This window comes from Alkalihalobacterium chitinilyticum (genome assembly GCF_029028005.1).
Lineage (GTDB): Bacteria > Bacillota > Bacilli > Bacillales > Bacillaceae_F > Alkalihalobacterium > Alkalihalobacterium chitinilyticum.
Genome location: NZ_JAOTPO010000024.1, coordinates 15,674 through 39,762, shown reverse-complemented (window position 1 = coordinate 39,762; position 24,089 = coordinate 15,674). Strand labels below are relative to the sequence as shown.

The following is a 24,089-nucleotide window of genomic DNA, read 5'->3' as shown; positions in this document are numbered from 1 at the left end:
TTATAAATATTCGGATTTTGGTTGGAGGGTGCAATGAAAAAGCTAAGAAGAAGTGGTAGGTTAGTTGATATGACTAACTTTTTGTTACAAAATCCACATAAACTCATTTCATTAACTCACTTTTCGGAACGGTATCAATCTGCTAAATCTTCCATTAGTGAGGATTTGGGGATTGTTAAAGAGATTTTTGAAGAACAGGGAATTGGTTCTTTACTTACAATACCGGGCGCGAGTGGCGGCGTGAAATATATGCCTATGGTAACAGTTGAGCAAGCGAAGGAGTATACAACAGAACTAAATGCTCAATTATCGAAAGCAGATCGGCTATTACCTGGCGGTTATTTGTATATGATGGATGTATTAGGTCAACCTCGAATTATGAACAATATCGGCCGGCTGTTTGCTGCTGTTTATGGAAATGTTAAAATTGATGCCGTTATGACAGTAGCGACGAAAGGGATTCCGTTAGCTTACGCGGTTGGGAGTCATCTAGATGTTCCAGTTAGTATTGTTCGCAGAGACCATCGAGTAACGGAAGGGTCAATGGTTAGTATTAACTACGTCTCAGGTTCATCAAAACGGATTCAAACTATGTCGCTCGCACGTAGAAGTCTTTCACCAGGATCGAACGTTCTCATTATCGATGATTTTATGGTAGCTGGCGGTACTGTACGAGGAATGATGGACCTACTGGCAGAGTTCCAAGCCAATGTAGTTGGAATTGGTGTTCTCGTTGAGTCTGAAGGCGAAGAAGAACGGCTGGTTGATAATTATATTTCAATTTCTAAAATATCGAGTGTAGATATTCGAGAAAAAGAAATTAAGGTAGAGCCTGGAAATTATTTAAGTAAATTACAAGAGCGTATGAAGGAGGAAGTAAAATGAAAACAGTCCACACAAGTGATGCACCACAGGCAATTGGGCCATATTCACAAGGAATTATCGTAAATAATATGTTCTATAGCTCAGGACAAATTCCGCTAACCGCAGAAGGCGATTTAGTTACAGGAAACGTTCAAGAGCAAACACACCAAGTTTTTAAAAATCTAAAAGCTGTTTTAGCTGCTGCAGGTGCTTCTTTAGATACGGTTGTAAAAGCGACTGTATTTATTAAAAACATGGATGACTTTCCGCTTTTAAATGAAGTGTATGGTGAATACTTTAGCACACACAAACCAGCACGTTCATGTGTTGAAGTAGCGAGATTACCAAAAGATGTTTTAGTTGAAATTGAAGTTATTGCTTTAGTGAAATAAGAAAAATACGAAATCAGGCTGATTCTAGTTTAGGTGTTCTGACTTCCCTTCTGGATAGAAGAGTGAAGCCACCTCCTATAACTAGGGTCAGCTTTTTTTAATTCAACTCATACACTCTATTCTTGGATTGTCATTTTCTTCTGTAGGAATAAAGCTCTCAATTGAAATATCAGAATCGCTCCCTGTTAATGTTACACCTTCTTTTGTTGCAACAATCTTAATACCAGTAAGAATGGGAATAAAGTTCAAGGCTTTTAGACGCCACCTCCTTTACTATTCCAAAAAAGGAATACTAATCTTTTTTGTCGAAAGTAGTAGATGTGAGGTGAATATTTTGGTTTTTGCAAAAGAATTATTCAAAACATGTCTAGGCTGGGTGGCAGCTATACTCATTATCATTTTACTTGTCTTCATCCCGCGGGATTTAGGGTTTGAGTTTACCGAGTATGAAATTAAACCTGTCTATACGTTTTCTTTAGCTAATTACTTAGAGAATTTAAAATCGTATTCAAATATGATTTTTATAGAACGGACCCTTGGCGAAACACGTTTTGGTTCATCGGTATTTTCAGATGTCATCACATTTGGAGGTCGAAGCTTAACGATCCTAGCGATTGCTTTTTGTTTTGCCTTAATATTTGGTGTATTGAAAGGCTTTTTTGATTATGCAACCAGCCATAGCAAATGGTCGGTCTTTGGACACCATATGACATTCACTTTACAAGCGTTACCTGATTTCTTTCTTATTATTTTGGTACAAGTTTTTCTATTGTGGCTTATAAGTATTGGGTTTCCTCATTTCAGTTTGTATGGCTATGAAAGTTGGCATAACTTTTTACTAGCAGGTTGGTTACTTTCTTTTTTTCCCACGATGTACATGGCAAGGATTGTATCTTCCTCCCTGGAAAAAGAGAGAACGCAACCGTATGTTGTTACTGGTAAAAGTAAAGGACTGACAAACTTATATGTTCTGAGGAAGCATCAATTTGGGAACAGCATCATTCAAGTTTTTCCTCATATTCCGACCATGTTGCTTTATGCACTATCCAATATACTTATCATTGAGTATTTATTGTATTTCCCAGGGGCGGGTTATCGGTTATACCAAGCGCTAGGATTTGGGAGTGCTACCATTGGAGGAGGAGTGAACCGCACCCCTTTTGATGCTAATTATTACGAACCAGAGTTAGTCATTGCGATCGTTATTGTTTTTATATCATTGGTAGCTTTCGTCCAACTTATATGTAAGCTGTTTATGTATCGTTCTCCCCTTTGGAAAGGAGGAGGCCGCGGTGAATAAACCATTAATTATATCTAGTATCCTATTAATATTTTTATTCGTCATTTGTTTGGTTGGGCCCTATTTTCCATTTTTACAGTCCCCAGACGATGTCAAAGAGTACATTTTACACGAAGATGGCACGATAGAAGTTGCTCCATTTTCCCCTTCTCAAATGTATTGGCTGGGAACGGACCATTATGGTGTTGATTTGCTAACATTAATCATTACAGGGGGTAAAGATACGCTACTGGTCGTTTTTGCGATTACTCTTATTAGGTATGTAATGGCTGTGCCTCTTGGCGTTCTGGCTAGAAAAAATAAAGGTTTTTTTCATTTCACCGTTTCAAGTTTAAATAGTTTCTTTTCAATGGTTCCCATTTTATTTTTCGCTTTGCTATTTATGAATTTACCGATGTTTCTCGCATCAGATTACCGGTTTATATTAATTCTATTTACTTTAGCACTTCTTGAATGTGGACGAACGGCTGCAGCTGTTCAAACTCAGGTAGCACAAATTGATCGATCTACATATATGGAGGGTGCCATCATAAATGGAAGTAAGTGGTTGACCGTGTTACGCCTATATTACTGGAGACATTTAAGGACGTCCTTAATCGTACTCTTTTTTTTAGATGCTTCAAGAGTGATGTTGTTACTAGGACAGTTGGGATTTTTATCCATGTTTTTTGCACAAACCTGGGTATTGGACGAAGCCATAGGGATCCTAGTTCGAAATGACCTCCATATTTGGCCGACGATGTTAGCCGATACCAGAAAATACTTACATTCAAACATATGGATACCGTTAGCTCCGGCTTTAATGATTACCATTACAATCTTTGCGCTTCAATTATTTGGTGAAGGATTGCGTTCACGTTTTGAAAAAAAGTAAAATGCACTGCTTGTAAATTAGAGAATGACTAATGAAGAATATACGCCCAAATTTGAACATTCTGTGAACAACTTTGTAATATCCAAAAAAAATTTAAATTTTCTTACAGAAAAAAAGGAAATGAAGAGGAAATGGCGAAATAAATAGTTGTTGATTTACATTGAAAAAAGGTGGTGACATTCATGGAAGTGACAGATGTGAGACTACGCCGTGTCAACACGGAGGGACGTATGAGAGCGATTGCTTCAATTACGATTGATAACGAATTTGTTGTACATGACATTCGTGTAATTGATGGCAATAATGGACTATTTGTTGCAATGCCAAGTAAACGAACTCCGGATGGGGAGTTCCGTGACATTGCTCATCCAATTTCTTCACAAACTCGCGAAAAAATTCAATCTGCTGTTCTTGCTGAATATGAGCGAGCAGGTGAAACTGAAGGAGTCGAATTCGAAGAAGCTGGTGCCTAAACATAGGTTTAGATAGAGGCTGACTCATGACAAAAGTCAAGCAACTTTTCCCGGTACATTCATGTGCTAGACATAGTGCAAAGTGTACTGGTTGGAAGAGAGCTGACATTTGTGAGTCAGCCTCTTTTGATTCTAATGGCAAAATAAGTGACAAATCTGTGAAAATTAAAATTACTGCATATTTGCGTACAGACTAACCGGTCACTGGCGTTTCCCCTTGTTTTCCAACGTGATTTCCGACTTTAGTAAACGGAGTTTATCTTGAAATAAGACCGTATTTAAGATATATTCTTAATGGAATAAAACTGTGGAGGGTAAACATGAGCAATCGATTTGCGGTCATTTTAGCCGCGGGACAAGGAACACGTATGAGATCAAAGCTTTATAAAGTTCTACATCCTGTTTGCGGAAAACCGATGGTACAGCATGTTGTTGACCAAGTCAAGCAACTGCAATTTTCTGATATCGTCGTCATCGTTGGCCATGGTGCTGAGCTGGTAAAAACACAATTAGGTGATGATGTAACTTATGCGCTTCAGGCAGAACAGTTAGGGACAGGTCATGCCGTGTTGCAAGCTGAGCAGCTATTAGCAGCAAAAGAAGGAGTGACTGTTGTTTTATGTGGTGATACACCTCTTGTGACAGCAAAGACAATCGAAGGTTTGCTTTCTTATCATGAACAAGAGAGTGCACTAGCCACTGTATTAACAGCTCATGCAGACGACCCTGCGGGATACGGCCGAATCGTCCGAAACGAAAGCGGACTGGTTGAACGAATTGTCGAGCATAAGGATGCTTCAGAGGAAGAAAAAACGATCCAAGAAATAAATACAGGTACGTATTGTTTTGATAACCAGGCGTTATTTAAAGCGCTTCAAAACGTAGGAAATCAAAATGTGCAAGGAGAGTATTACCTTCCCGATGTCATTGAAATCTTAAAGGATGCTGGTGAAAAGATTGCTGCTTATCAAACGCCTTCTTTCGATGAAACACTAGGTGTAAATGACCGTGTGGCATTAGCTGAGTCAGAACGAATTATGAAAGAACGGATAAATAAAAAGTGGATGAGAGAGGGAGTTTCTATTATTGATCCTTCTAACACTTATATTTCTGCTGATGCTGAAATTGGGCAAGATACAGTTATCTACCCAGGTACAATGATTATGGGAGCGACAACAATCGGCAGTGACTGTGTGATTGGTCCGCAATCAGAAATTGTTGATAGTCAAATTGGTAATCAAACAACGATTAAACAATCAGTTGTCCATCAAAGCTCGATAGGAAATGAAGTTTCCATTGGCCCATTTGCTCATATTCGACCGTCATCATCTATTCAAGATGAAGTGCGGGTAGGTAATTTTGTCGAGATTAAGAAAACAACGATGGGGTTAAGAAGTAAAGCTTCCCATTTAAGTTATATAGGCGATGCCGAAATAGGTGCAGATGTAAACTTAGGTTGTGGTTCCATAACCGTAAATTATGACGGTATGAATAAATATTTAACAAAGGTTGAAGATGGTGCGTTCATTGGTTGCAATAGTAATTTAATTGCTCCAGTTACAGTTGGGAAAAACGCCTATGTCGCTGCAGGTTCAACGATAACAGACGATGTACCAGGCGAAGCTCTTTCTGTTGCACGTGCAAGGCAAGTGAATAAAGAAGGCTATGTATCAAAAATTAAAGATAAAAAGAAGAACAACTAACTGGTTGGAGGTAAAACAACAATGCCCAAATATGGTGATCCAAGTTTAAAGGTATTTACATTAAATGCAAACCCAGAATTAGCTCATGAAATTGTCGAGCATATTGGTATTCCGATGGGAAAAAGCTCTGTCACAAGATTTAGTGATGGCGAGGTACAAATTAACATTGAAGAAAGCATCCGAGGTGGAGACGTTTTTCTAATTCAATCCACAAGTGCTCCAGCTAATGAGCATATAATGGAACTTCTCATCATGATTGATGCTTGTAAACGCGCATCAGCAAAATCTATTAATGTTGTATTACCATATTACGGTTATGCTCGTCAGGATCGTAAGGCCCGTTCGCGTGAGCCGATTACGGCGAAACTTGTAGCTAACCTGCTGGAAACTGCCGGAGCTTCTAGAGTATTAACACTTGATTTACACGCAACACAAATTCAAGGATTCTTTGATATTCCTGTCGATCAGTTAATGGGTGTACCGATCTTAGCTGACTATTTTAAAGGCAAAGAATTAGATGATGTTGTTGTTGTATCTCCAGACCATGGCGGCGTTATTCGTGCACGTAAACTTGCTGACCGCTTAAAAGCACCAATTGCTATCATTGATAAGCGTAGACCGAAGCCAAATGTTGCAGAAGTAATGAATATTGTGGGTAATATTGAAGGAAAAACAGCAATTATTATTGACGACATTATTGATACGGCAGGAACGATTACATTAGCAGCAAATGCTCTTATAGAACACGGAGCTAAAAATGTTTATGCATGCTGTACTCACCCTGTACTTTCAGGTCCAGCAATTGAACGCATTCAAAACTCAAAAATTTGTGAACTTGTTGTAACGAACACGATTCCTTTAGGGGAAGAAAAGAAAATTGAAAAAGTTACTGAGTTGTCTGTTGCACCATTAATGGCAGATGCAATTATTCGAGTTCATGAAAATAAATCAGTTAGTACATTATTTGATTAAAAAGTGCAATGCTGCTTAGTTTATTCACTTTATTTGTTTGAATTACTATAAATAGGGAAAACCTTATATAGAGAAATGAAAAACAAGTTAGAGGTGATTATAATGGCAGTAGCTCTTCAAGCAACAACACGTCCAGACTTGAAAAATTCAACAAAGAGGAAATTTAGGGAAGACGGCCAAGTTCCCGGCATATTATACGGGAAAAAAATTGAGAGTCAACCAATTGCCGTTGACCAAATTAACTTTGTAAAGTTAATAAGAGATGAAGGACGAAATTCTATTATTTCACTTGATGTAAATGGGAAGAAGCATGAAGTAATGGTGTATGATATGCAGGTCGACCCATTAAAAAATGAACTTGTTCACATTGATTTCTGTGCGGTCGATATGAGTTCTGAAGTCGATACAGAAGTAAAAGTTCATCTTGTAGGGGAAGCACCAGGTGTAGGTGAAGGTGGAATGGTATCTCATTTAGTTCACCAACTATCCATACGTGCATTACCTTCAGAGATTCCATCAGAAATTACAGTGGATATATCGAACCTGAATATTGGTGACTCTATCCAAGTGAAAGATATAATCGGTCAGCAGTCTGTAGAAATTACGAATGACCCTGAAGAAACGATTGTCACCGTTCTTGTACAACCAGCAGAACAGGAGTCCGGCCAAGTAGAGGAAGAAGGCGAACCTGAAGCTGTACAAGGCGATGAAGCACAAACAGAAGGAAATGAAGAGCAGTAAGAAGCTAAAGGTATAGCCTACTTAAAGGTTATACCTTTTTCTAGAGAATAAAGGAGAAAACCTTTATAGCAGAATATAGAGTTGAGGAGTTGGGAGAAATGAAGCTGATTGTCGGACTTGGCAACCCAGGGACAAAATATGAAAATACGAGACACAATGCTGGGTTTATGGTGATCGATGAATGTGCCAAATCGATGGGTATTGAACTAAGTGAAACGAAATTCAAAGGCGTGTATGGGTCAGCTGTTATAGACGGAGAAAAAGTCTTTCTTTTAAAGCCCCTTACATATATGAATTTATCAGGAGAAAGTGTTCGTCCATTAATGGATTATTTTAAGATAGATCTTGAAGATGTACTTATTATATTTGATGATATGGATCTTCCGGTTGGACAAATCCGATTGAGGCAAAAAGGTGGCCATGGTGGTCATAATGGGATAAAATCATTAAATGCGCATTTAGGTACGAACGAATTTAAGCGTATTCGAATTGGTGTTGAACGCCCAGATCCAGGTGTGAGTGTCGTTAATCATGTACTTGGGACTTTTCGAGCGGAAGAGAAGGCTGCGCTTGATCAAGCGATAAGTAAAGCGACGGAAGCTTGTCGATTTTGGCTGAAAAATGAATTTCCAAATGTCATGAATCAGTATAATTAGACAATGGATAAGTGCTGAATAGATTACCTTAATGTGGACAGACTAGCAATAAGACTGTCAATCGTCAAGGAGGAAAATCTATGGCTATTCATTACCAATGTCGTCATTGTCAATTAGATCTAGGTAAGATAGAGGAACAAACGCTCACATCGACACAACTCGGTTTTGATCACTTAAATGATGTGGAACGAAAAGAGATGCTTCATTATGATGGTAATGGTAATATCCATGTAAAAGTCATCTGTGAAGACTGTCAAGAAGCTTTAAATAGAAATCCAGATCTCCACCAACTTGAATCTTTTATTCAATAATGCAGTAAAATAAACACAATGTTTTACAGCTTTGGTTGAAAAGCCAAAGCATTTTTCTATTGTAAGATCCCTGTCTGCTAACTGTTTCATAAACGTAGGGATTTGAAAAAGAAACATAAAATAAAAAAAGGGAAATACGATTACTACATAGAAAATACAAAAGACTGTAGAATAGGTACAACTATAATATCAGTATGTTAATAATAGATGGTCGGAAGTAATAGGGGGAACATCCATGTTTGGCTTACAACAGTATATGTTAGAAAGTGACGAGATTAAAGCGGTTTCAACTAGTGTTGAAGCAGGACTTTCAGAGCAATTAATTACAGGGCTGACAGGTTCAGCACGAACCTTGTTTTTATCGACACTTTATCAGGATATTAAAAGTCCTCAGATCGTTATCACTCATAATCTATTTCAAGCTCAAAAATTATATGAAGACCTTTCCACACTTGTTGATAGCAGCAAAGTGTTTCTTTATCCTGTCAATGAGTTGATCTCATCTGAAATAGCAATAGCCAGTCCTGAAATGAGAGCTCAACGAATTGAAGTTTTAAATCAACTTGTCAATGGGTATGATGGGATCGTTATTGTACCAATGGCAGGTTTCAGACGGTTATTGCCACCTGCTCAATTATGGAGAGAAAGTCAATGTCATTTAAAAGTCGGTACAGACATTGATTTTGAGAAATTACTGCAAAAATTAATAAAGATTGGCTACGCCCGAACAGACATGGTTGCTTCGCCAGGGGAATTTTCTATTCGTGGAGGAATAGTAGACATTTATCCCCTCACTGAAGAGCAGCCTATTCGCGTTGAGTTTTTTGATACAGAAATCGATTCACTTCGCTATTTTAGTGTTGAAGACCAACGATCACAAGGACAATTGGACGAGATTGTAATTGGTCCAGCAAACGAGCTTATTCTAGATGAAGAGCATTATGTGAAGGGTGCAGAGCGTCTGGAGGAAGGCTTGTCACAGACGTTAAAGAAAATAAAGAATAAAACAGTAAAAGAAAAAATCACTCAACATATATCCTATGAAGTCAGTCAATTAAGACAAAAGATTGCCTTCCAAGGTATGAACAAATACATGTCCTTATATTACGATGAAAAATCGACGATTCTTGATTATGCTAGTAAAAATAGCGTCATGATCATTGATGAGATTAGTCGTGTACAGGAGATGGCTGCAAATTTAGAAAAAGAAGAAGCTGAATGGTTAACCGCTCTGTTAGAACAAGGAGAAGTTATCTCAGATTTAGAGATGTCTAGATCGTTTGAAGGTTTATTAAATACAGGCACGTTTCCAATCATTTATTTATCACTATTTTTAAAACATGTACCTTCGACCAATCCAAAAAATATTGTCAATATTAATTGTAAGGCGATGCAAAACTTCCATGGGCAATTACATCTGCTCAAAACCGAAACCGATCGCTGGTTTAAATCGAAATGGACCGTCCTTTTTCTAGCCGCAACTAAAGAACGTGCCAAAAGACTTCAACACGTTCTTGATGATTACAAAATAGAAGCAGAATTAATCGAAGAGAAGAGTCCGCTTTTACAAGGCAGAGCGCAAATATTTACCGGGACTTTAAATAGTGGATTTGAGCTGCCTCTTCAAAAGCTAGTTGTGATCACTGAAGAAGAAGTTTTTACAAAGAAAATAAAACGCTCGCAAAGAAAACAGAAAATATCTAATGCAGAACGAATTAAAAGTTACTCTGAGTTACAAGTGGGTGACCTTGTCGTTCATTCGAATCATGGAATTGGAAAGTACTTAGGAATTGAAACACTTGAAATTAACGGAACACATAAAGATTACTTGAATTTAAGGTATGCAGGAAATGACAAGCTCTATGTTCCGGTTGAACAAATTGATCAAGTTCAGAAGTACGTAGGCAGTGAAGAAAAAGAACCAAAGATCTATGCTTTAGGTGGAAGTGATTGGAAAAAAGTAAAGCGGAAAGTTCAGTCTTCTGTCGAGGATATTGCCGATGATCTTATTAAACTTTATGCAGAACGAGAAGCAAGTGTTGGACATCCGTTTTCTAAAGATGGGATAGAGCAACAAGAATTTGAAAACTCATTTCCATATCAAGAAACAGAAGATCAGCTTCGTGCGATTGAGGAAATTAAAGAAGATATGGAAAGACAACGGCCGATGGACCGTCTTCTTTGCGGAGATGTAGGTTACGGTAAAACTGAGGTGGCGATCCGTGCTGCATTTAAAGCCATTATGGACGGAAAGCAAGTTGCTGTACTTGTACCGACAACGATCCTTGCTCAACAGCATTACGAGACGATCAAAGAGCGCTTCTCAGAGTTTCCAATTGGAATTGGTGTACTGAGTCGCTTCCGTTCCCGGAAAGAGCAAAATGAAACGATAAAAGGGTTGAAAGCTGGTACAGTTGATATTGTCGTGGGAACTCATCGACTGTTATCGAAAGATGTCGTGTACAAAGACCTTGGTATACTAATCGTTGATGAAGAACAACGGTTTGGCGTTACACATAAAGAAAAAATTAAACAGTTAAAATCGAACGTTGACGTTTTAACACTAACGGCAACGCCTATTCCGAGAACGCTGCATATGTCGATGTTAGGTGTTCGTGATCTCTCTGTCATTGAAACTCCGCCAGAAAACCGTTTTCCAGTTCAAACCTATGTTGTGGAATATAACGCTTCACTCGTAAAAGAAGCGATTGAACGAGAGTTGACAAGAGGTGGTCAAGTTTACTTCTTGTACAACCGCGTGGAAAATATTACAAAGATGGCAGACCAAATTTCGATGCTTGTTCCAGATGCCAGAGTTTCATTTGCGCATGGTCAAATGAATGAGCGTGAACTAGAGTCAATTATGATTGACTTTCTTGAAGGAAACAGTGATGTGTTAGTTACGACTACGATCATTGAAACCGGTGTAGATATTCCAAATGTTAATACGTTGATCATTTATGACGCAGATAAGATGGGCTTATCACAGCTTTATCAAATACGCGGCCGGGTAGGGCGTTCGAATCGGGTTGCTTACGCTTATTTTACGTACCAGCGCGATAAAGTTCTTACAGAAGTTGCTGAAAAACGTTTACAGGCTATTAAAGAATTTACGGAGCTTGGTTCAGGATTTAAAATCGCGATGCGTGATTTGTCAATTCGTGGAGCCGGGAACCTGTTAGGGGCTCAGCAACATGGATTTATCGAATCTGTAGGGTTTGATCTTTATTCACAAATGCTGAAAGAAGCGATTGAGGAACGAAAAGGAGACAAACCGAAAGAACCTCCATTTTCAGTAGAAATCAATATGTTAGTGGATGCATATATTCCGGAAACCTATATACAAGATGCTAAGCAGAAAATCGAAATGTATAAAAAATTCCGTGGCGTTGAAAATATGGAAGACCTGTCAGATTTACAAGATGAGCTCATCGACCGTTTTGGGGAATATCCTGAAGAAGTGGCTGACCTATTAAGTATTACGAAAATCAAGCTCTACGCGAGAGAAGAGAAAGTAAGTGAAATTACACAAACGAAAGATAACTGCACATTGCTGATGACGGAAGAGGAAAGTAAGCGAATCGATGGAGCCAAGTTGTTTGAGTTAGTGAATCAACTTGGGCGAGCGGTTACTTTAGGAACTTCAGGCGATAAGATTAAAGTTGTAATTAAAACAAAAGGGATGACGAGTAAAGATTTACTTTCGACTTGCGAAAGACTTCTAAGTGAACTCAACCTTGTTAAAAAGAAAATATAACGTGCATTTCTAATTTTTCACAAAAATTGGAAATAGCAAATTGACAAGAAATATGAAAAATTGGTGAATAGTTCTTTTCCAAGCAATAGATAATATAGACAAGACGAATTCAACATTTGTGGATGGTTTTTCAAAGGTTTAAAAAACTAAATGAGGTTTTTTAACAACCATTTCCTATGCTACTACATCATTAGAAAGTGAGGCATCTAGGTATGAAAGCTACTGGAATTGTTCGTCGCATTGATGATCTAGGTCGTGTTGTCATCCCCAAGGAAATCCGACGTACGTTGAGAATTAGAGAAGGGGATCCGTTGGAAATCTTCGTTGATCGAGACGGTGAGGTTATATTAAAGAAATATTCACCTATTTCAGAGTTAGGTGATTTTGCAAAAGAGTATGCTGAAGCTCTTTACGACAGCTTAGGCCATACTGTACTTATCGCGGACCGTGATACATATATTGCTGTATCTGGAGGTTCAAAGAAAGAGTATTACAGTAAGAGCATTGGTGAAATTGTAGAAGCTACGATGGATGAGAGAAAATCTAGAGTAGAGTCTTCAGCAGGAGAGTTCAATATTGTAGGTGACCATAAAGAGGATATAAAAGGTTTAGTTGTTGCACCTATTATTGCTAACGGCGACCCAATTGGTGCAGTGGTCATGCTTAATAAGGAAGAGTCTTTTTCAGGTGAGGTTGAGCAAAAGTTAGCGGAGACCGCGGCCGGATTTTTAGCAAGACAAATGGAACAATAAGAGAAAGATAACTCTGACAGGAAGCTTACGCAATGTAAGTAATTAAAAGCGAAATTATTTAATATCGTAAGCTTAAAAAGAAGGGGGGATGATATCCCTCCTCTTTTTTTATTTAAAGGTAATCAATTATTAGCGGCTAGCGGGAATCGTTTACGGTTCGTTGCTGCTTTTCATGAATGCCCCAGCTGTAACTAAGTGCTGTGCAAAATAACCGATTATCGATGGACTGTGATATAATAGCGATTAGTTTTATCCTGTTTGACCCGCATCGTGTGGGCCTCAAGTAAACACTCAAGATGGGGGAGGAGAATGGTTTGTGTCTCAATATAGTGACCAAACGAAGAGGGTTTGGCAAGGCGCAATAATATTAACAGTTGCAGCGATACTAACAAAAATACTAAGCGCGGTGTACCGTATTCCTTACCAAAATATCGCAGGGGATATCGGTTTTTATGTATATCAACAAGTGTATCCTTTTTATGCGATTGCATTTACCTTATCCATTTATGGCTTTCCAGTCATCATTTCAAAGGAGCTTTCAAGCCAACGAAAAGTTCAGAAAGAACAGACGCTTTTATCAACCTATTTTTATGCACTTATTTTTATTTCAAGTATAGCAGGTATATTGTTATTCATCTTAGCTGAGCCGCTTGCAAAATGGATGGGCGATCCACTGCTTACGTCTCCTTTACGGGTAACCGCTTTGACATATTTCATCGTTCCAATTCTCTCTGTTTTTCGTGGCTATTTTCAAGGCCAGGAATGGATGACACCTACAGCTGTTTCTCAGCTGACGGATCAAAGTCTGCGCGTCATTTTAATCTTAGTTTTAGCTTTTGTCATGATGTTTTTAGGGTATGGTCCTTATGGGGCTGGGCTAGGGGCAGTCATTGGATCGGTGCTGGGAGCAGTAGCAGGTGCGATTTGCTTACTATTGTATTTTCGTCAAAATAAGAAAAGAAAAGGAATTTCAATACGTTTAAAGAAAGTAAATAAAGAATACATATTACCCTTTGTAAAAAACAGCGTACTTTTCTCGATGACCATTTTAGTTATCGTCTTTATTCAGCTCATCGATAGTTTAACGGTACTGCGTTTTTTACTTGAGAGCGGTGTCCACATAGAAGCTGCTAAAATATCTAAAGGAATTTACGATCGCGGGCAACCTTTAATCCAGTTAGGAACCATTGTCGCTACGGCTTTTGCTTTAACTGTTGTACCCATGATATCAAGAGCAAAAACGTTAAAAGATCAAACAGAAGCGAGGCAGAAAACAGAATTAACGCTTCGATTAACTTATGTGTTTGGCCTATTAGCATCGGTCGGACTGGCCATTATTATTGAGCCGACGAATCACCTTTTGTTTACAAATCGTGAAGGATCGAACGTTTTGTTTATTTTAGCGTTTTCGATTGTGTTTGGAGCACTCGTTATGACATCAGCAGCGATTCTTCAAGGTTATGATAAAGGAGATATTGCTGCTAGACATATCGTTATCGGGTTAGTGCTGAAAGCCCTCGGTAATGTATGGCTCGTTCCTTCACTCGGAACAGCAGGTGCTGCAATGGCAACGACTTTTTCTTTAGCGGTTATCGCCTTTTTAAATATATTCATCATTTATAAATTCGATGGAGCCTCGCCGATCAAACGAATTCAATTCTTCGGCATCGTTTGTACAGTAATGATAATGGGAGCGATAACGTTTGTTTGGAGAAGCGGGTTAGAGTATATGCTTGATGAGTCTTCACGAATAATAGACGGTGTAATAGCGTTGTCTAGTGTATCCGTTGGAGGAATTATGGCCATTTATTTAATGATAAAGTTCCGAGTATTTTCTGAGAATGAAGTATCTATTATTCCGGTTCTCGCTAAACTATACAATGTAATTAACCGAAGGAGAGATTTATAGTGAAAAAAATTACGGTTATTGGCTTAGGGGCTGGCGAACTTGCTCAATTATCGTTAGGTACCTATCAAATCTTAAAAAAGGAGAAACCGCTCTTTTTAAGAACAGAGAGGCACCCGGTTATTGAAGAGTTAAAAAGCGAAGGCTTAACGTATTCATCCTTTGATGAAGAATATGAAAAGCATGAGCGTTTTGAAGATGTCTATCGATCGATTGTAGATATACTCTTAGCTGAATTAGAAACGCAAGCGGAAATTACATATGCAGTGCCTGGCCATCCATTAGTTGCAGAAGAGACGGTTCAACTTTTATTGAGGGAAGGAAAAGAACGTGACATTCATGTAGAGATCCAAGGAGGGCAAAGCTTCTTAGACCCAATGTTCAATGCGTTGAAAATCGATCCGATCGATGGATGTCAAATTGTAGATGGAACCCAATTAAAAAGGGAAGACCTACAAATACGGCAACATATCATTATTTGCCAAGTGTATGACGCGTATATTGCTTCGGAAGTTAAATTAACGTTAATGGATTTATTGCCAGATGATTATGAAGTTAGTGTTGCGACAGCAGTTGGAACGTCAAAGGAAACGATTATCACTTGTCCGTTATATGAACTCGACCATGTGACTGAGCTGAACAATTTAACGGCTGTTTACGTTCCTCCTGTAGAGAATGAACAACTCTTGTATAAAGACTTCCAAAAACTAAGAGAAGTTATCGCAACCTTAAGAGGACCTGAAGGCTGTCCTTGGGACCAAGAACAAACCCACCAATCTTTAAAACCTTTTTTGTTAGAGGAAGCGTATGAAGTGTTAGAAGCCATCGATGAAGAAGATGACGATCACTTAGTAGAAGAGCTTGGTGATGTTTTACTTCAGGTGATGTTACATGCACAGATCGGTGAAGATGATGGATGGTTTACGATTGATGATATCATTCAATCGATTACGGAAAAGATGATTCGCAGACATCCTCATGTCTTTTCCAATCAAGATGCAAAAGACGCAGCGGAAGTTGTCGCCAATTGGGAAGAAATTAAGCGAAAAGAAAAGAAGGATGAACGAAACGGATCTGCGTTAGATGGAATTCCAAAAAGTATGCCTGCTTTAATGAAAGCTTTTGAAATACAGAAAAAGGCTGCAAAAGTAGGGTTTGACTGGGATGACGCTGCTCCTATGTGGATGAAACTACAAGAAGAAATCGGTGAATTCTTCTCCGAATTTAAAGTGAATAATGAAGAGAAAATGAAAAAGGAACTAGGTGATATTCTCTTTGTCGTCGTTAATCTAGCAAGGTTTTATAAGATTAACCCAGAAGAAGCACTGCATATGACGAATCAAAAGTTCTCAAGTCGATTTAAAGCAATTGAAGACCAGTTAACAGAGGAAGGTTTAACATTCGCAGATGTGACATTAGAAAAGATGGATGAAATTTGGGAAAAAAGTAAAGAAAAGTTCCAATAAAAAGGAGGAATTTCTAATGAGGTTGGATAAGTTTTTAAAGGTGTCAAGATTAATTAAGCGTCGTACGCTAGCTAAAGAAGTATGTGATCAAGGAAGAATTACGGTAAACGGGCAAGTTGCAAAAGCAGGGACAAATGTCAGTGTAGGTGATGAGCTTGTCGTTCGCTTCGGACAAAAACTCGTGACAGTGAAAGTAGAAGCCATTAAGGATACAACGAGAAAAGAAGAAGCTGGTATGATGTATAAAGTAATTAAAGAAGAACCCGTAGCAACAGCCGAATAGGAAAAATAAACAGCTTGTTCTATTCTTTGTCCTCTAATCATAAATTTGTAATAAATGACGTGTTGAGGAGGAGTCAGAATGGAACAAAATTACGAGTTTGGTACACCGATGGGGCATGCAAGACAAACGAAAGAACATGACATTACGTTACGTGGTCGAAAAAAGCTGGATATTACCGGAGTCAGACAAGTAGAAAGCTTTGATAATGAGGAGTTTTTACTAGAAACAGAAATGGGCTTTCTATCGATTAGAGGGCAAAACCTGCATATGAAAAACTTAAATGTTGAGCAAGGACTAGTTTCGATTGAAGGTAAAATCTTTGACCTTGTATACCTTGATGAAAGCCAGGGCGGAAAAACAAAAGGCCTGTTTGGGAAGTTATTCAAGTGAGCTTAACTATCCAATTTTATACAATGTTATCAATGGTGGCTGCAGGCACTTGGCTTGGGGCTTCTATTGATACATATAGGAGATTCGCCAGACAGCCTCGGCCTAAATGGTCATGGATGACGATATTCAATGATTTCTTATTCTGGTTAATTCAAGGTCTTCTCATTTTCTATGTTCTGCTCAAAGTCAATGAGGGTGAAATGAGATTTTATATCTTTCTTGCTCTTATATGCGGGTATGCTGCCTATCAGGCTCTGTTTCAACGGATTTATTTGCGAAGCTTAGAAACTTGCATTCGTGCATCTGTTGCTATTTATCGTTTTGTTCGTGCACTTATTATCAGTATCTTCATCAATCCTATTAAATGGCTATTGAAACTATTATATTCCTTGGTTATCATGGTAATATCACTAATATTATCCATATTAATGTTTATCTTTAAGGTCATCTTTAAACCGCTTAGCTGGCTTGGAAAAATAGTATACAAGCTTTCTAGGTTAGATCGACTAGTGAATAGTATAAAAAAGAGTAAATGGGTGAAAAAAGCTGTTGCCTTATGGAAGTATATACGCACACGTGGCAACAAGGGGGATGATTAATGGTTACGGAACGAAAGCGAAAGGTAAGGGAGCTGGATGCCAGTTTCAATCGAGCGCAGGAACAAGTGTCGGAAGAACAGCTTCGTAAAAAAAGAGGTTTATTTCGACGTTTAACAGCACTCGCAGTGATTGTAGTCACCCTTAGTGTCGTTGCTTTTATGACTATTCATACTCAAGCTCAGTTAATAGACGAGAAGATGGAAGAGAGACAAGCGCTTGAGGCAAAGTTAGAAGCGCTGCAGCTTGAACAAGTTTATCTCGAACAGGAGATTGAAAACTATAACGACTTAGAGTATATTGCAGAAATTGCAAGACGGGATTACTTTTTAGCTAAGGATGGGGAAATTTTGTTTAAATTACCTAAATTATCAACAGATTGACACTCTTTTTCCACATCAAGTATAATTTATAATATAAGTGTGTTTTTAAAAGAAGGCATTACATGCTTAATCTTTTGAAGCATCTCTATAAAACATTATTTTATTTGTTTTTTAAGGAGGAGCAATTTTTAACATGTCAATCGAAGTAGGCAGCAAGTTGCAAGGTAAGGTAACGGGTATTACCCATTTTGGGGCATTTGTGGAGCTGCCAGGAGGTACTACTGGTCTGGTTCATATTAGTGAGGTCGCTGACAATTATGTAAAAGACATTAAAGAAGTCTTAAAAGTTGGCGATGAGGTTCTAGTTAAAGTTGTTAATGTTGAGCAAGATGGAAAGATCGGACTTTCAATCAGAAAAGCTCAAGAACGCCCTAAAGAGGAGATGGCAAGCCGTCCACCTCGTCCGGCCCGTCCGCCACGCCCAGCAAGATCTGGAGGAAATTACGGTAAAGGTGGAAATAGTGGTGCGCGCAACCAGCGTCCATCCTTGTCTTTTGAAGATAAAATGAATCGTTTCTTAAAAGATAGTGAAGAACGTCTCTCCACGCTAAAACGCCAAACAGAGTCGAAGCGAGGTGGTCGAGGCGCTAGACGTGGGTAAGTCTTGCTGCCGGCTTTTTAATAAAAGGAAATGAAAGGCAAGCGTTTTACGCTTGTCTTTATTTTTTTCAATTACTCCTATCTATTTGAAATACAGTGTTGACAATAGCAGGAGATCTATTATAGAATAAAACATGTCGTTAACATTAGCTTTATTTGATATGGCGGTGTAGCTCAGCTGGCTAGAGCGTACGGTTCATACCCGTGAGGTCGTGGGTTCGACTCCCTCCGCCGCTACCATACATATTAATGACCAAACTGTATCCTTCTAGGGTGCAGTTTTTTTGTTTCTCTTTGTTTAATTTATATGATTTTTTTACAAATATAAAAGAATAGTTCAACATACCTTTTTTATATAAGTGCTGCAACCATTATATACTAAAAAGCTTTCGTCATAACTATCGGTGATAAGTCACTGTTTTTGCAATTTTTATAAACTTTGCTGTCAATCTATTCTTACTTATGGGTAAGAATGGAAATCGAACAACCTTTTACACGAAAGCCGTCGAAGACTTTTTTATATTCGACTTGTAATTCTGACAAAAACTGAATCCAACCTATGTTTATAATGAAACCACGAAAATTAACCGTGGGGTGTTGCGAATGTTACGTAGAGTTACAAAAGGAGTTATTGAGCCCGTTCGTGGTTTGGCATTTCCTGACAAAGCATTGACGTTAACTACATCAGCAACAGAAAAAATCAAAAAGGGAACAAACATTGTGTTCTATCAATGGGGACTGCTTATTTTTGTGGTTGGTTTTTTACTTGGACGAGCTATGATCCTATCAGAAATCACACCATTTGTCTTACCTTTTGTTGCTGCTATCTATGTATTAAAACGGGACAAGTTAGGAATTGCAGCACTTGCAGTATTTGCTGGGGCAATGACACATATGTTAGAGAGCAGTTGGTTTGTATTAGCTTCACTGTTAATCTTTATCATCTATCAAAAAGTAGTCGAGAAATTTAATGACAATACGACAAAGGTCCTGCCTTTTACCGTTTTCTTTGCAAGTCTATCGGCTCGTATTATTTTAACGTTTTTCATGCAAGGGCAAATCACGAGCTATGATTGGATGATGGCTGGAGTAGAGGCGAGTCTAAGCTTTATTCTTACGATGATTTTTCTGCAGAGTGTACCGTTAATTACAGCCAAACGAAGTCAACAGCCGTTAAAAAATGAAGAAATTGTTTGTTTAATTATATTATTAGCATCCGTAATGACAGGAACAATCGGCTGGATGATTTATGATTTAACAGTCGAACATATACTAGCTCGTTATCTAGTTTTATTATTTGCATTTGTGGCTGGAGCGGCAATAGGCTCGACAGTAGGTGTAGTCACTGGTTTAATATTGAGTCTGGCTAGTGTGGCCAGCCTTTATCAAATGAGTTTACTAGCTTTTGCTGGTCTTCTTGGTGGTTTATTAAAAGAAGGGAGAAAGATTGGGGTAAGTATTGGTTTACTCATCGGTACTCTCCTAATTGGGTTGTATGGTGAGGGGTCAGAACATGTATTAGTTACTGTGATGGAGTCAGGTGTAGCCATTGCTGTTTTTCTTATCACACCAAGATCGTGGATTAGTAAACTAGCTCGCTACATTCCGGGTACAGTAGAGCATTCCAAGGAACAACAACAATACTTGCGGAAAATAAGGGATGTTACAGCTGGTAGAGTGGAGCAGTTCTCTCATTTATTCCAAACCTTATCAAATAGTTTTTCATCGACATCTGCAAACGTAGAAGTAGATGATGTTGAAAGTGAAGTTGATTATTTCCTAAGCAATGTTACGGAAAAAACATGTCAGGCTTGTTTTAAAAAAGACCGTTGCTGGGTAAATAACTTTAATAATACGTATGAGTCGATGTACAAGATTATGAATGAAGTTGAAAAAAATGGTGAGATTAAAGATCCTATTTTCAAAGCAGAATGGAAAAAGTACTGCGTGAAACATGAAAAGGTTGTTCATGTTGTCCGGAATGAGTTAGGTCAATTTCAAGCGAACCAGAAGCTCAAAAAGCAAGTATTAGAAAGTCGAAAACTGGTAGCCGATCAGTTACTCGGTGTTTCTCGAGTAATGAATGACTTTGCAAAGGAAATTCAAAGAGAAAAAGAGGCTCATTATGTTCAAGAGGAGCAAATACTAGAAGCGTTAAGAAGTGTTGGATTAGAAGTAGGACATATTGATATTTATCAACTAGAACAAGGAAATATCGAAATTGAAATGAGTGTTGCTAATGATGGCGGCCATGGCCAATGTGAAAAGGTTGTTGCGCCGATGCTTTCTGACATATTAGGAGAGACCATTATTATAAAAAATGAGGAACGGGGTTTTTATCCGAACGGCTATAGTCACGTTTCGTTCGGGTCAGCCAAAAAGTATGTAGTTGAAACCGGAGTGGCTACAGTTGCAAAGGGCGGGGCCTATGTTTCTGGCGATAGTTATTCAACGATCGAGTTAGGGTCTGGAAAATACGCAATTGCGATCAGTGATGGAATGGGTAATGGTGAACGTGCCCATTTGGAAAGTAATGAAACATTACAACTCTTGCAAAAAGTGTTGCAGTCAGGAATTGAAGAAACGGTTGCCATTAAATCTGTGAATTCAGTTTTATCGTTACGGACAACAGATGAGATCTTTTCAACACTTGATTTGGCAATGATTGATTTACAGGACGCTAATGCAAAGTTTTTAAAAATTGGTTCGATCCCTAGTTTTATTAAAAGAGGGTCAACCGTAACAAAAATAGAAGCTAGTAATTTACCAATGGGAATTATTCAAGAATTTGATGTGGATGTCGTTAGTGAGCAAATGAAAGCTGGAGACTTATTAATTATGATGAGCGATGGCATTTTTGATGCACCAAAACATGTTGAAAATAAGGAAATGTGGATGAAACGAATTATTTCTGAAGTGTCTTCTGAAGATCCTCAGGAAGTTGCTGATTTAATATTAGAGAGAGTAATTCGTAATGAAGGCAGCATTGAAGATGATATGACCATTGTAGTTGCAAAGGTGAAGAGAAATATGCCTAAATGGGCAGCTATACCAATCTATAAGCCGAAAAAAATAGAGAAAAAGAAAGCTCAATAATAAGATGGGAAAACGCTCAGTTGTTATGTATAAACCCCCTTCAATTGGTGAATGATGGTAACATTCAGAAAATTGGAGGGGATATGTTTGGGTAAAGGTACGATACGACAAATCTTGCTTATTACTGATGGTTGCTCAAACCAAGGCGAAGACCCGGTCGCAATTGCAACTTTAGCAAAAGAACAAGGGATCACAGTGAATGTGATAGGTGTAGTAGATAATAGTCCGATGAATGAACAAGGTGTTCAGGAAATAGAATCAATTGCTATGGCAGGCGGAGGCGTCAGCCAGATTGTATATGCGCAAAACTTAGCGAAAACGGTACAAATGGTAACACGAAAAGCTATGACTCAAACATTATATGGGGTCGTTAATCGTGAGCTTCAACAAATATTAGGTAAAGAACAAGAGATGGAAGATTTGTCTCCTGAAAAACGGGGGCAAGTGATGGAAGTTGTAGATGAATTAGGAGAAACCATTGATTTAAATGTTTTAATTTTAGTAGATACAAGTGCTAGTATGAAGAATAAATTACCAATGGTACAGGACGCGTTAACTGATTTATCTATAAGTCTTACTTCTCGAATGGGAGACAATCGGTTCTCGCTCTACTCATTCCCAGGTAAAAGAAAGGATATCGACCGTCTATTAGATTGGTCACCTAAACTAGACTCATTAACAGGCATTTTTCATAAGTTGTCTTCAGGCGGCATTACTCCAACGGGTCCTGCCTTACAAGTTGCACTACAAAAGTTTGAGAAAACTAACTCGAGAAGGAGTTTGATCTCTAGTGGCGAGGATGAATTACTCGAAGACTCAGGCATGTAACTTAAAACCAGGAGCAACAGTTGTTGGAAAATGGCATCGGAAAAAGTACCAAATTGTTAAGTTACTAGGATCGGGTGCAACCGGTTCGGTCTACTTAGCACGTTGTATAGAGGGCGAGGTTGCCTTAAAAATCGGTGTGGATAGCATGGCCATCACATCTGAGGTTAATGTCTTAAAGCATTTTTCGAAGGTCCAAGGTCAGGTACTTGGGCCTTCTTTGTTAGATGTGGATGATTTAGTAATCAACCAAGGAGTCCTTCCTTTTTACGTAATGGAGTATTTAAAAGGGGAACAATTGATCGAATTTACTTCAAAGCGAGGAGAAGAGTGGATCGGTATTTTAATGGTTCAACTATTAGGTGATTTAGACCGACTGCACCGTGCGGGTTGGGCATTTGGAGACTTAAAGCCTGATAATTTAATCGTTATTGGACCAACGCCGCGCATACGATGGCTAGACGTTGGCGGTACGACCCTGCTTGGAAGATCAATTAAAGAGTACACTGAGTTTTTCGATCGCGGCTATTGGGGAATGGGTTCAAGGGTAGCGGAGCCGAGCTATGATTTGTTTGCTCTCGTGATGATTATGATTAATTGTATGTACCCTAAACGATTTGATAAAAAAGGAGATCCACTACAACAATTGAAACAAGCCATTGAGATGAAGCCAGGGCTGAAGCCGTATCGTAATATCATGTTAAAAGGAATTCAAGGAAAGTACGGTGATGCCCAAGTGATGAAAAAAGATCTAATGGATGCAATCCAAAAAAAATCTACTTATTATACTAAACCTAAACATAAACCTTCAACCCCGCCAAGAGTGCGTCGGAAAGAGCAAAAAAAACCAGCCAAATCGTCGTATTTAATTGAAATCTTACTTGTTACCTCTTTTCTTATATTGGCATATATCCTATACTTATTTGGACAATTAATGTAAGGATATTCAAAAAGTCCGGGAGTTGTGGAGGGTGCCATGTCTAGAGCAGATAAGATGATGGATGTATGTTTGTTAGCTGGGGAAATTATGCTGACGTACGGTGCAGAAACTTATCGGATAGAAGAAACGTTAGAGCGAATGGCTAAAGCAGCAGGGTTCGTTAATGTTCATAGTTTTGTAACAACGACTGGAATATTCCTCTCCTTTGACGAAGTTGGCAAAGGAGATACGATGCAGATGATTCGAGTCGATGACCGAATCTATGACTTAAATAAAGTTACATTAGTTAACCAAGTATCCCGTGAATTTGTAACGGGAGAAATAGATGAAGAAGTCGCTTATGATAAATTAAATGAGATTGCCAAAGCACCAATGAATTACCCTGTTTGGCTCGTTCATATCGCTTCAGGTGTAGCTGGTGCAGGGTTTTCTTACTTATTTGGGGGCAGTTTACGTGATATGCTCCCTGCTTTCATTGCTGGCTTTATTGTAAGTGTTTGTGTTTTTAAATTCCAAGAGTACTTAAAGGTGAAGTTTTTTGCTGAATTTATATCTGCATTTATTGGTGGAAGTGTTGCTATTGGCCTGGTCTATATCGGGGTTGGCGCTAATTTAGATCAGATTATTATAGGAATTTTAATGCCTCTAGTACCAGGAGTCCCCCTCACTAATTCGGTTCGAGATTTAATATCAGGCGATTACGTTGCTGGTGTAAGCAGGGGAGCTGAGGCTATTTTGACGGCACTCTCGATTGCAACAGGAGTGGCATTAGCCATAGGCTTATTCTTAACGTAATCATTATTAAGAAC

Annotated in this window: 23 protein-coding genes, 1 tRNA gene and 1 pseudogene; 24 read left to right on the top strand and 1 reads right to left on the bottom strand. The window is 38.5% G+C overall.

What is annotated here, in order from left to right; translation table 11 throughout:
- The first annotated feature begins 33 nt into the window (after nucleotides 1-33).
- Both purR and N7Z68_RS21915 read left to right on the top strand, forming a co-directional pair.
- Complete coding sequence (gene purR, locus N7Z68_RS21920) at nucleotides 34-885, top strand: pur operon repressor (protein WP_275120584.1); 852 nt, start codon at nucleotides 34-36, stop codon at nucleotides 883-885.
- Nucleotides 882-1,256 (top strand): RidA family protein, encoded by a 375-nt coding sequence (locus tag N7Z68_RS21915; protein WP_275120583.1) that lies wholly within the window; start codon nucleotides 882-884, stop codon nucleotides 1,254-1,256. The genes purR and N7Z68_RS21915 overlap by 4 nt, the downstream gene beginning before the upstream one ends.
- A 114-nt stretch (nucleotides 1,257-1,370) precedes the next feature.
- On the opposite strand, the pseudogene N7Z68_RS21910 reads toward N7Z68_RS21915, so the two are convergent.
- Nucleotides 1,371-1,496, bottom strand: a pseudogene (locus N7Z68_RS21910) (DNA polymerase III subunit beta); the annotation flags it as partial.
- A gap of 94 nt (nucleotides 1,497-1,590) precedes the next feature.
- Here N7Z68_RS21910 and N7Z68_RS21905 point away from each other — a divergent pair.
- The 22 genes from N7Z68_RS21905 (at nucleotide 1,591) to N7Z68_RS21800 (ending at nucleotide 24,075) form a co-directional block, all read left to right on the top strand.
- Nucleotides 1,591-2,556 (top strand): ABC transporter permease subunit, encoded by a 966-nt coding sequence (locus N7Z68_RS21905; RefSeq protein ID WP_275120582.1) that lies wholly within the window; start codon nucleotides 1,591-1,593, stop codon nucleotides 2,554-2,556.
- Nucleotides 2,549-3,430 (top strand): ABC transporter permease, encoded by an 882-nt coding sequence (locus tag N7Z68_RS21900; RefSeq protein ID WP_275120581.1) that lies wholly within the window; start codon nucleotides 2,549-2,551, stop codon nucleotides 3,428-3,430. The genes N7Z68_RS21905 and N7Z68_RS21900 overlap by 8 nt, the downstream gene beginning before the upstream one ends.
- A 182-nt stretch (nucleotides 3,431-3,612) precedes the next feature.
- A complete protein-coding gene (gene spoVG / locus N7Z68_RS21895) occupies nucleotides 3,613-3,903 on the top strand; it encodes a septation regulator SpoVG (RefSeq protein ID WP_075388474.1) in 291 nt (96 codons plus the stop codon).
- A gap of 320 nt (nucleotides 3,904-4,223) precedes the next feature.
- Nucleotides 4,224-5,606 carry a bifunctional UDP-N-acetylglucosamine diphosphorylase/glucosamine-1-phosphate N-acetyltransferase GlmU gene (gene glmU / locus N7Z68_RS21890; protein ID WP_275120580.1) on the top strand — a complete coding sequence of 461 codons (1,383 nt, stop codon included), beginning with the start codon at nucleotides 4,224-4,226 and terminating at the stop codon, nucleotides 5,604-5,606.
- A 21-nt stretch (nucleotides 5,607-5,627) separates the two neighbouring features.
- Nucleotides 5,628-6,578: a ribose-phosphate diphosphokinase gene (locus N7Z68_RS21885; RefSeq protein WP_275120579.1), complete on the top strand. Its 951-nt coding sequence runs from the start codon at nucleotides 5,628-5,630 to the stop codon at nucleotides 6,576-6,578.
- A gap of 102 nt (nucleotides 6,579-6,680) precedes the next feature.
- Nucleotides 6,681-7,319 (top strand): 50S ribosomal protein L25/general stress protein Ctc, encoded by a 639-nt coding sequence (locus tag N7Z68_RS21880; RefSeq protein WP_275120578.1) that lies wholly within the window; start codon nucleotides 6,681-6,683, stop codon nucleotides 7,317-7,319.
- A gap of 98 nt (nucleotides 7,320-7,417) precedes the next feature.
- On the top strand, nucleotides 7,418-7,975 hold the full coding sequence (gene pth, locus N7Z68_RS21875) for an aminoacyl-tRNA hydrolase (RefSeq protein ID WP_275120577.1): 558 nt from the start codon (nucleotides 7,418-7,420) through the stop codon (nucleotides 7,973-7,975).
- A gap of 80 nt (nucleotides 7,976-8,055) precedes the next feature.
- Nucleotides 8,056-8,286, top strand: a complete 231-nt coding sequence (gene fin, locus N7Z68_RS21870) for an anti-sigma-F factor Fin (RefSeq protein ID WP_275120576.1) — start codon at nucleotides 8,056-8,058, stop codon at nucleotides 8,284-8,286.
- Between the two features lie 235 nt (nucleotides 8,287-8,521).
- Nucleotides 8,522-12,043: a transcription-repair coupling factor gene (mfd, locus tag N7Z68_RS21865; protein ID WP_275120575.1), complete on the top strand. Its 3,522-nt coding sequence runs from the start codon at nucleotides 8,522-8,524 to the stop codon at nucleotides 12,041-12,043.
- A 212-nt stretch (nucleotides 12,044-12,255) separates the two neighbouring features.
- Complete coding sequence (spoVT, locus tag N7Z68_RS21860; protein WP_275120574.1) at nucleotides 12,256-12,795, top strand: stage V sporulation protein T; 540 nt, start codon at nucleotides 12,256-12,258, stop codon at nucleotides 12,793-12,795.
- 316 nt (nucleotides 12,796-13,111) lie between these two features.
- On the top strand, nucleotides 13,112-14,704 hold the full coding sequence (locus N7Z68_RS21855) for a putative polysaccharide biosynthesis protein (protein ID WP_275120573.1): 1,593 nt from the start codon (nucleotides 13,112-13,114) through the stop codon (nucleotides 14,702-14,704).
- Complete coding sequence (gene yabN, locus N7Z68_RS21850) at nucleotides 14,704-16,167, top strand: bifunctional methyltransferase/pyrophosphohydrolase YabN (RefSeq protein ID WP_373323214.1); 1,464 nt, start codon at nucleotides 14,704-14,706, stop codon at nucleotides 16,165-16,167. The genes N7Z68_RS21855 and yabN overlap by 1 nt, the downstream gene beginning before the upstream one ends.
- Nucleotides 16,168-16,183: 16 nt before the next feature.
- A complete protein-coding gene (locus tag N7Z68_RS21845; protein WP_275120572.1) occupies nucleotides 16,184-16,450 on the top strand; it encodes an RNA-binding S4 domain-containing protein in 267 nt (88 codons plus the stop codon).
- Between the two features lie 78 nt (nucleotides 16,451-16,528).
- Nucleotides 16,529-16,840, top strand: coding sequence for a sporulation protein YabP (gene yabP, locus N7Z68_RS21840; RefSeq protein ID WP_275120571.1), 312 nt, complete (start codon nucleotides 16,529-16,531; stop codon nucleotides 16,838-16,840).
- Complete coding sequence (gene yabQ / locus N7Z68_RS21835; RefSeq protein WP_275120570.1) at nucleotides 16,837-17,439, top strand: spore cortex biosynthesis protein YabQ; 603 nt, start codon at nucleotides 16,837-16,839, stop codon at nucleotides 17,437-17,439. Before yabP ends, yabQ begins: the two co-directional genes overlap by 4 nt.
- Nucleotides 17,439-17,819: an FtsB family cell division protein gene (locus tag N7Z68_RS21830; RefSeq protein ID WP_275120569.1), complete on the top strand. Its 381-nt coding sequence runs from the start codon at nucleotides 17,439-17,441 to the stop codon at nucleotides 17,817-17,819. Before yabQ ends, N7Z68_RS21830 begins: the two co-directional genes overlap by 1 nt.
- Nucleotides 17,820-17,952: 133 nt before the next feature.
- Nucleotides 17,953-18,420 carry a S1 domain-containing RNA-binding protein gene (locus tag N7Z68_RS21825; protein WP_275120568.1) on the top strand — a complete coding sequence of 156 codons (468 nt, stop codon included), beginning with the start codon at nucleotides 17,953-17,955 and terminating at the stop codon, nucleotides 18,418-18,420.
- A 162-nt stretch (nucleotides 18,421-18,582) separates the two neighbouring features.
- Nucleotides 18,583-18,659 (top strand) — tRNA-Met (locus N7Z68_RS21820).
- 363 nt (nucleotides 18,660-19,022) lie between these two features.
- A complete protein-coding gene (spoIIE, locus tag N7Z68_RS21815; RefSeq protein WP_275120567.1) occupies nucleotides 19,023-21,515 on the top strand; it encodes a stage II sporulation protein E in 2,493 nt (830 codons plus the stop codon).
- A gap of 87 nt (nucleotides 21,516-21,602) precedes the next feature.
- Entirely contained in the window at nucleotides 21,603-22,343 is a 741-nt protein-coding gene (locus tag N7Z68_RS21810; protein WP_275120566.1) for a VWA domain-containing protein, read from the top strand.
- Nucleotides 22,315-23,280, top strand: a complete 966-nt coding sequence (gene prkT, locus N7Z68_RS21805; protein WP_275120607.1) for a serine/threonine protein kinase PrkT — start codon at nucleotides 22,315-22,317, stop codon at nucleotides 23,278-23,280. The genes N7Z68_RS21810 and prkT overlap by 29 nt, the downstream gene beginning before the upstream one ends.
- 36 nt (nucleotides 23,281-23,316) lie before the next feature.
- On the top strand, nucleotides 23,317-24,075 hold the full coding sequence (locus N7Z68_RS21800) for a threonine/serine exporter family protein (protein ID WP_275120565.1): 759 nt from the start codon (nucleotides 23,317-23,319) through the stop codon (nucleotides 24,073-24,075).
- The last annotated feature ends 14 nt before the right edge of the window (nucleotides 24,076-24,089 follow it).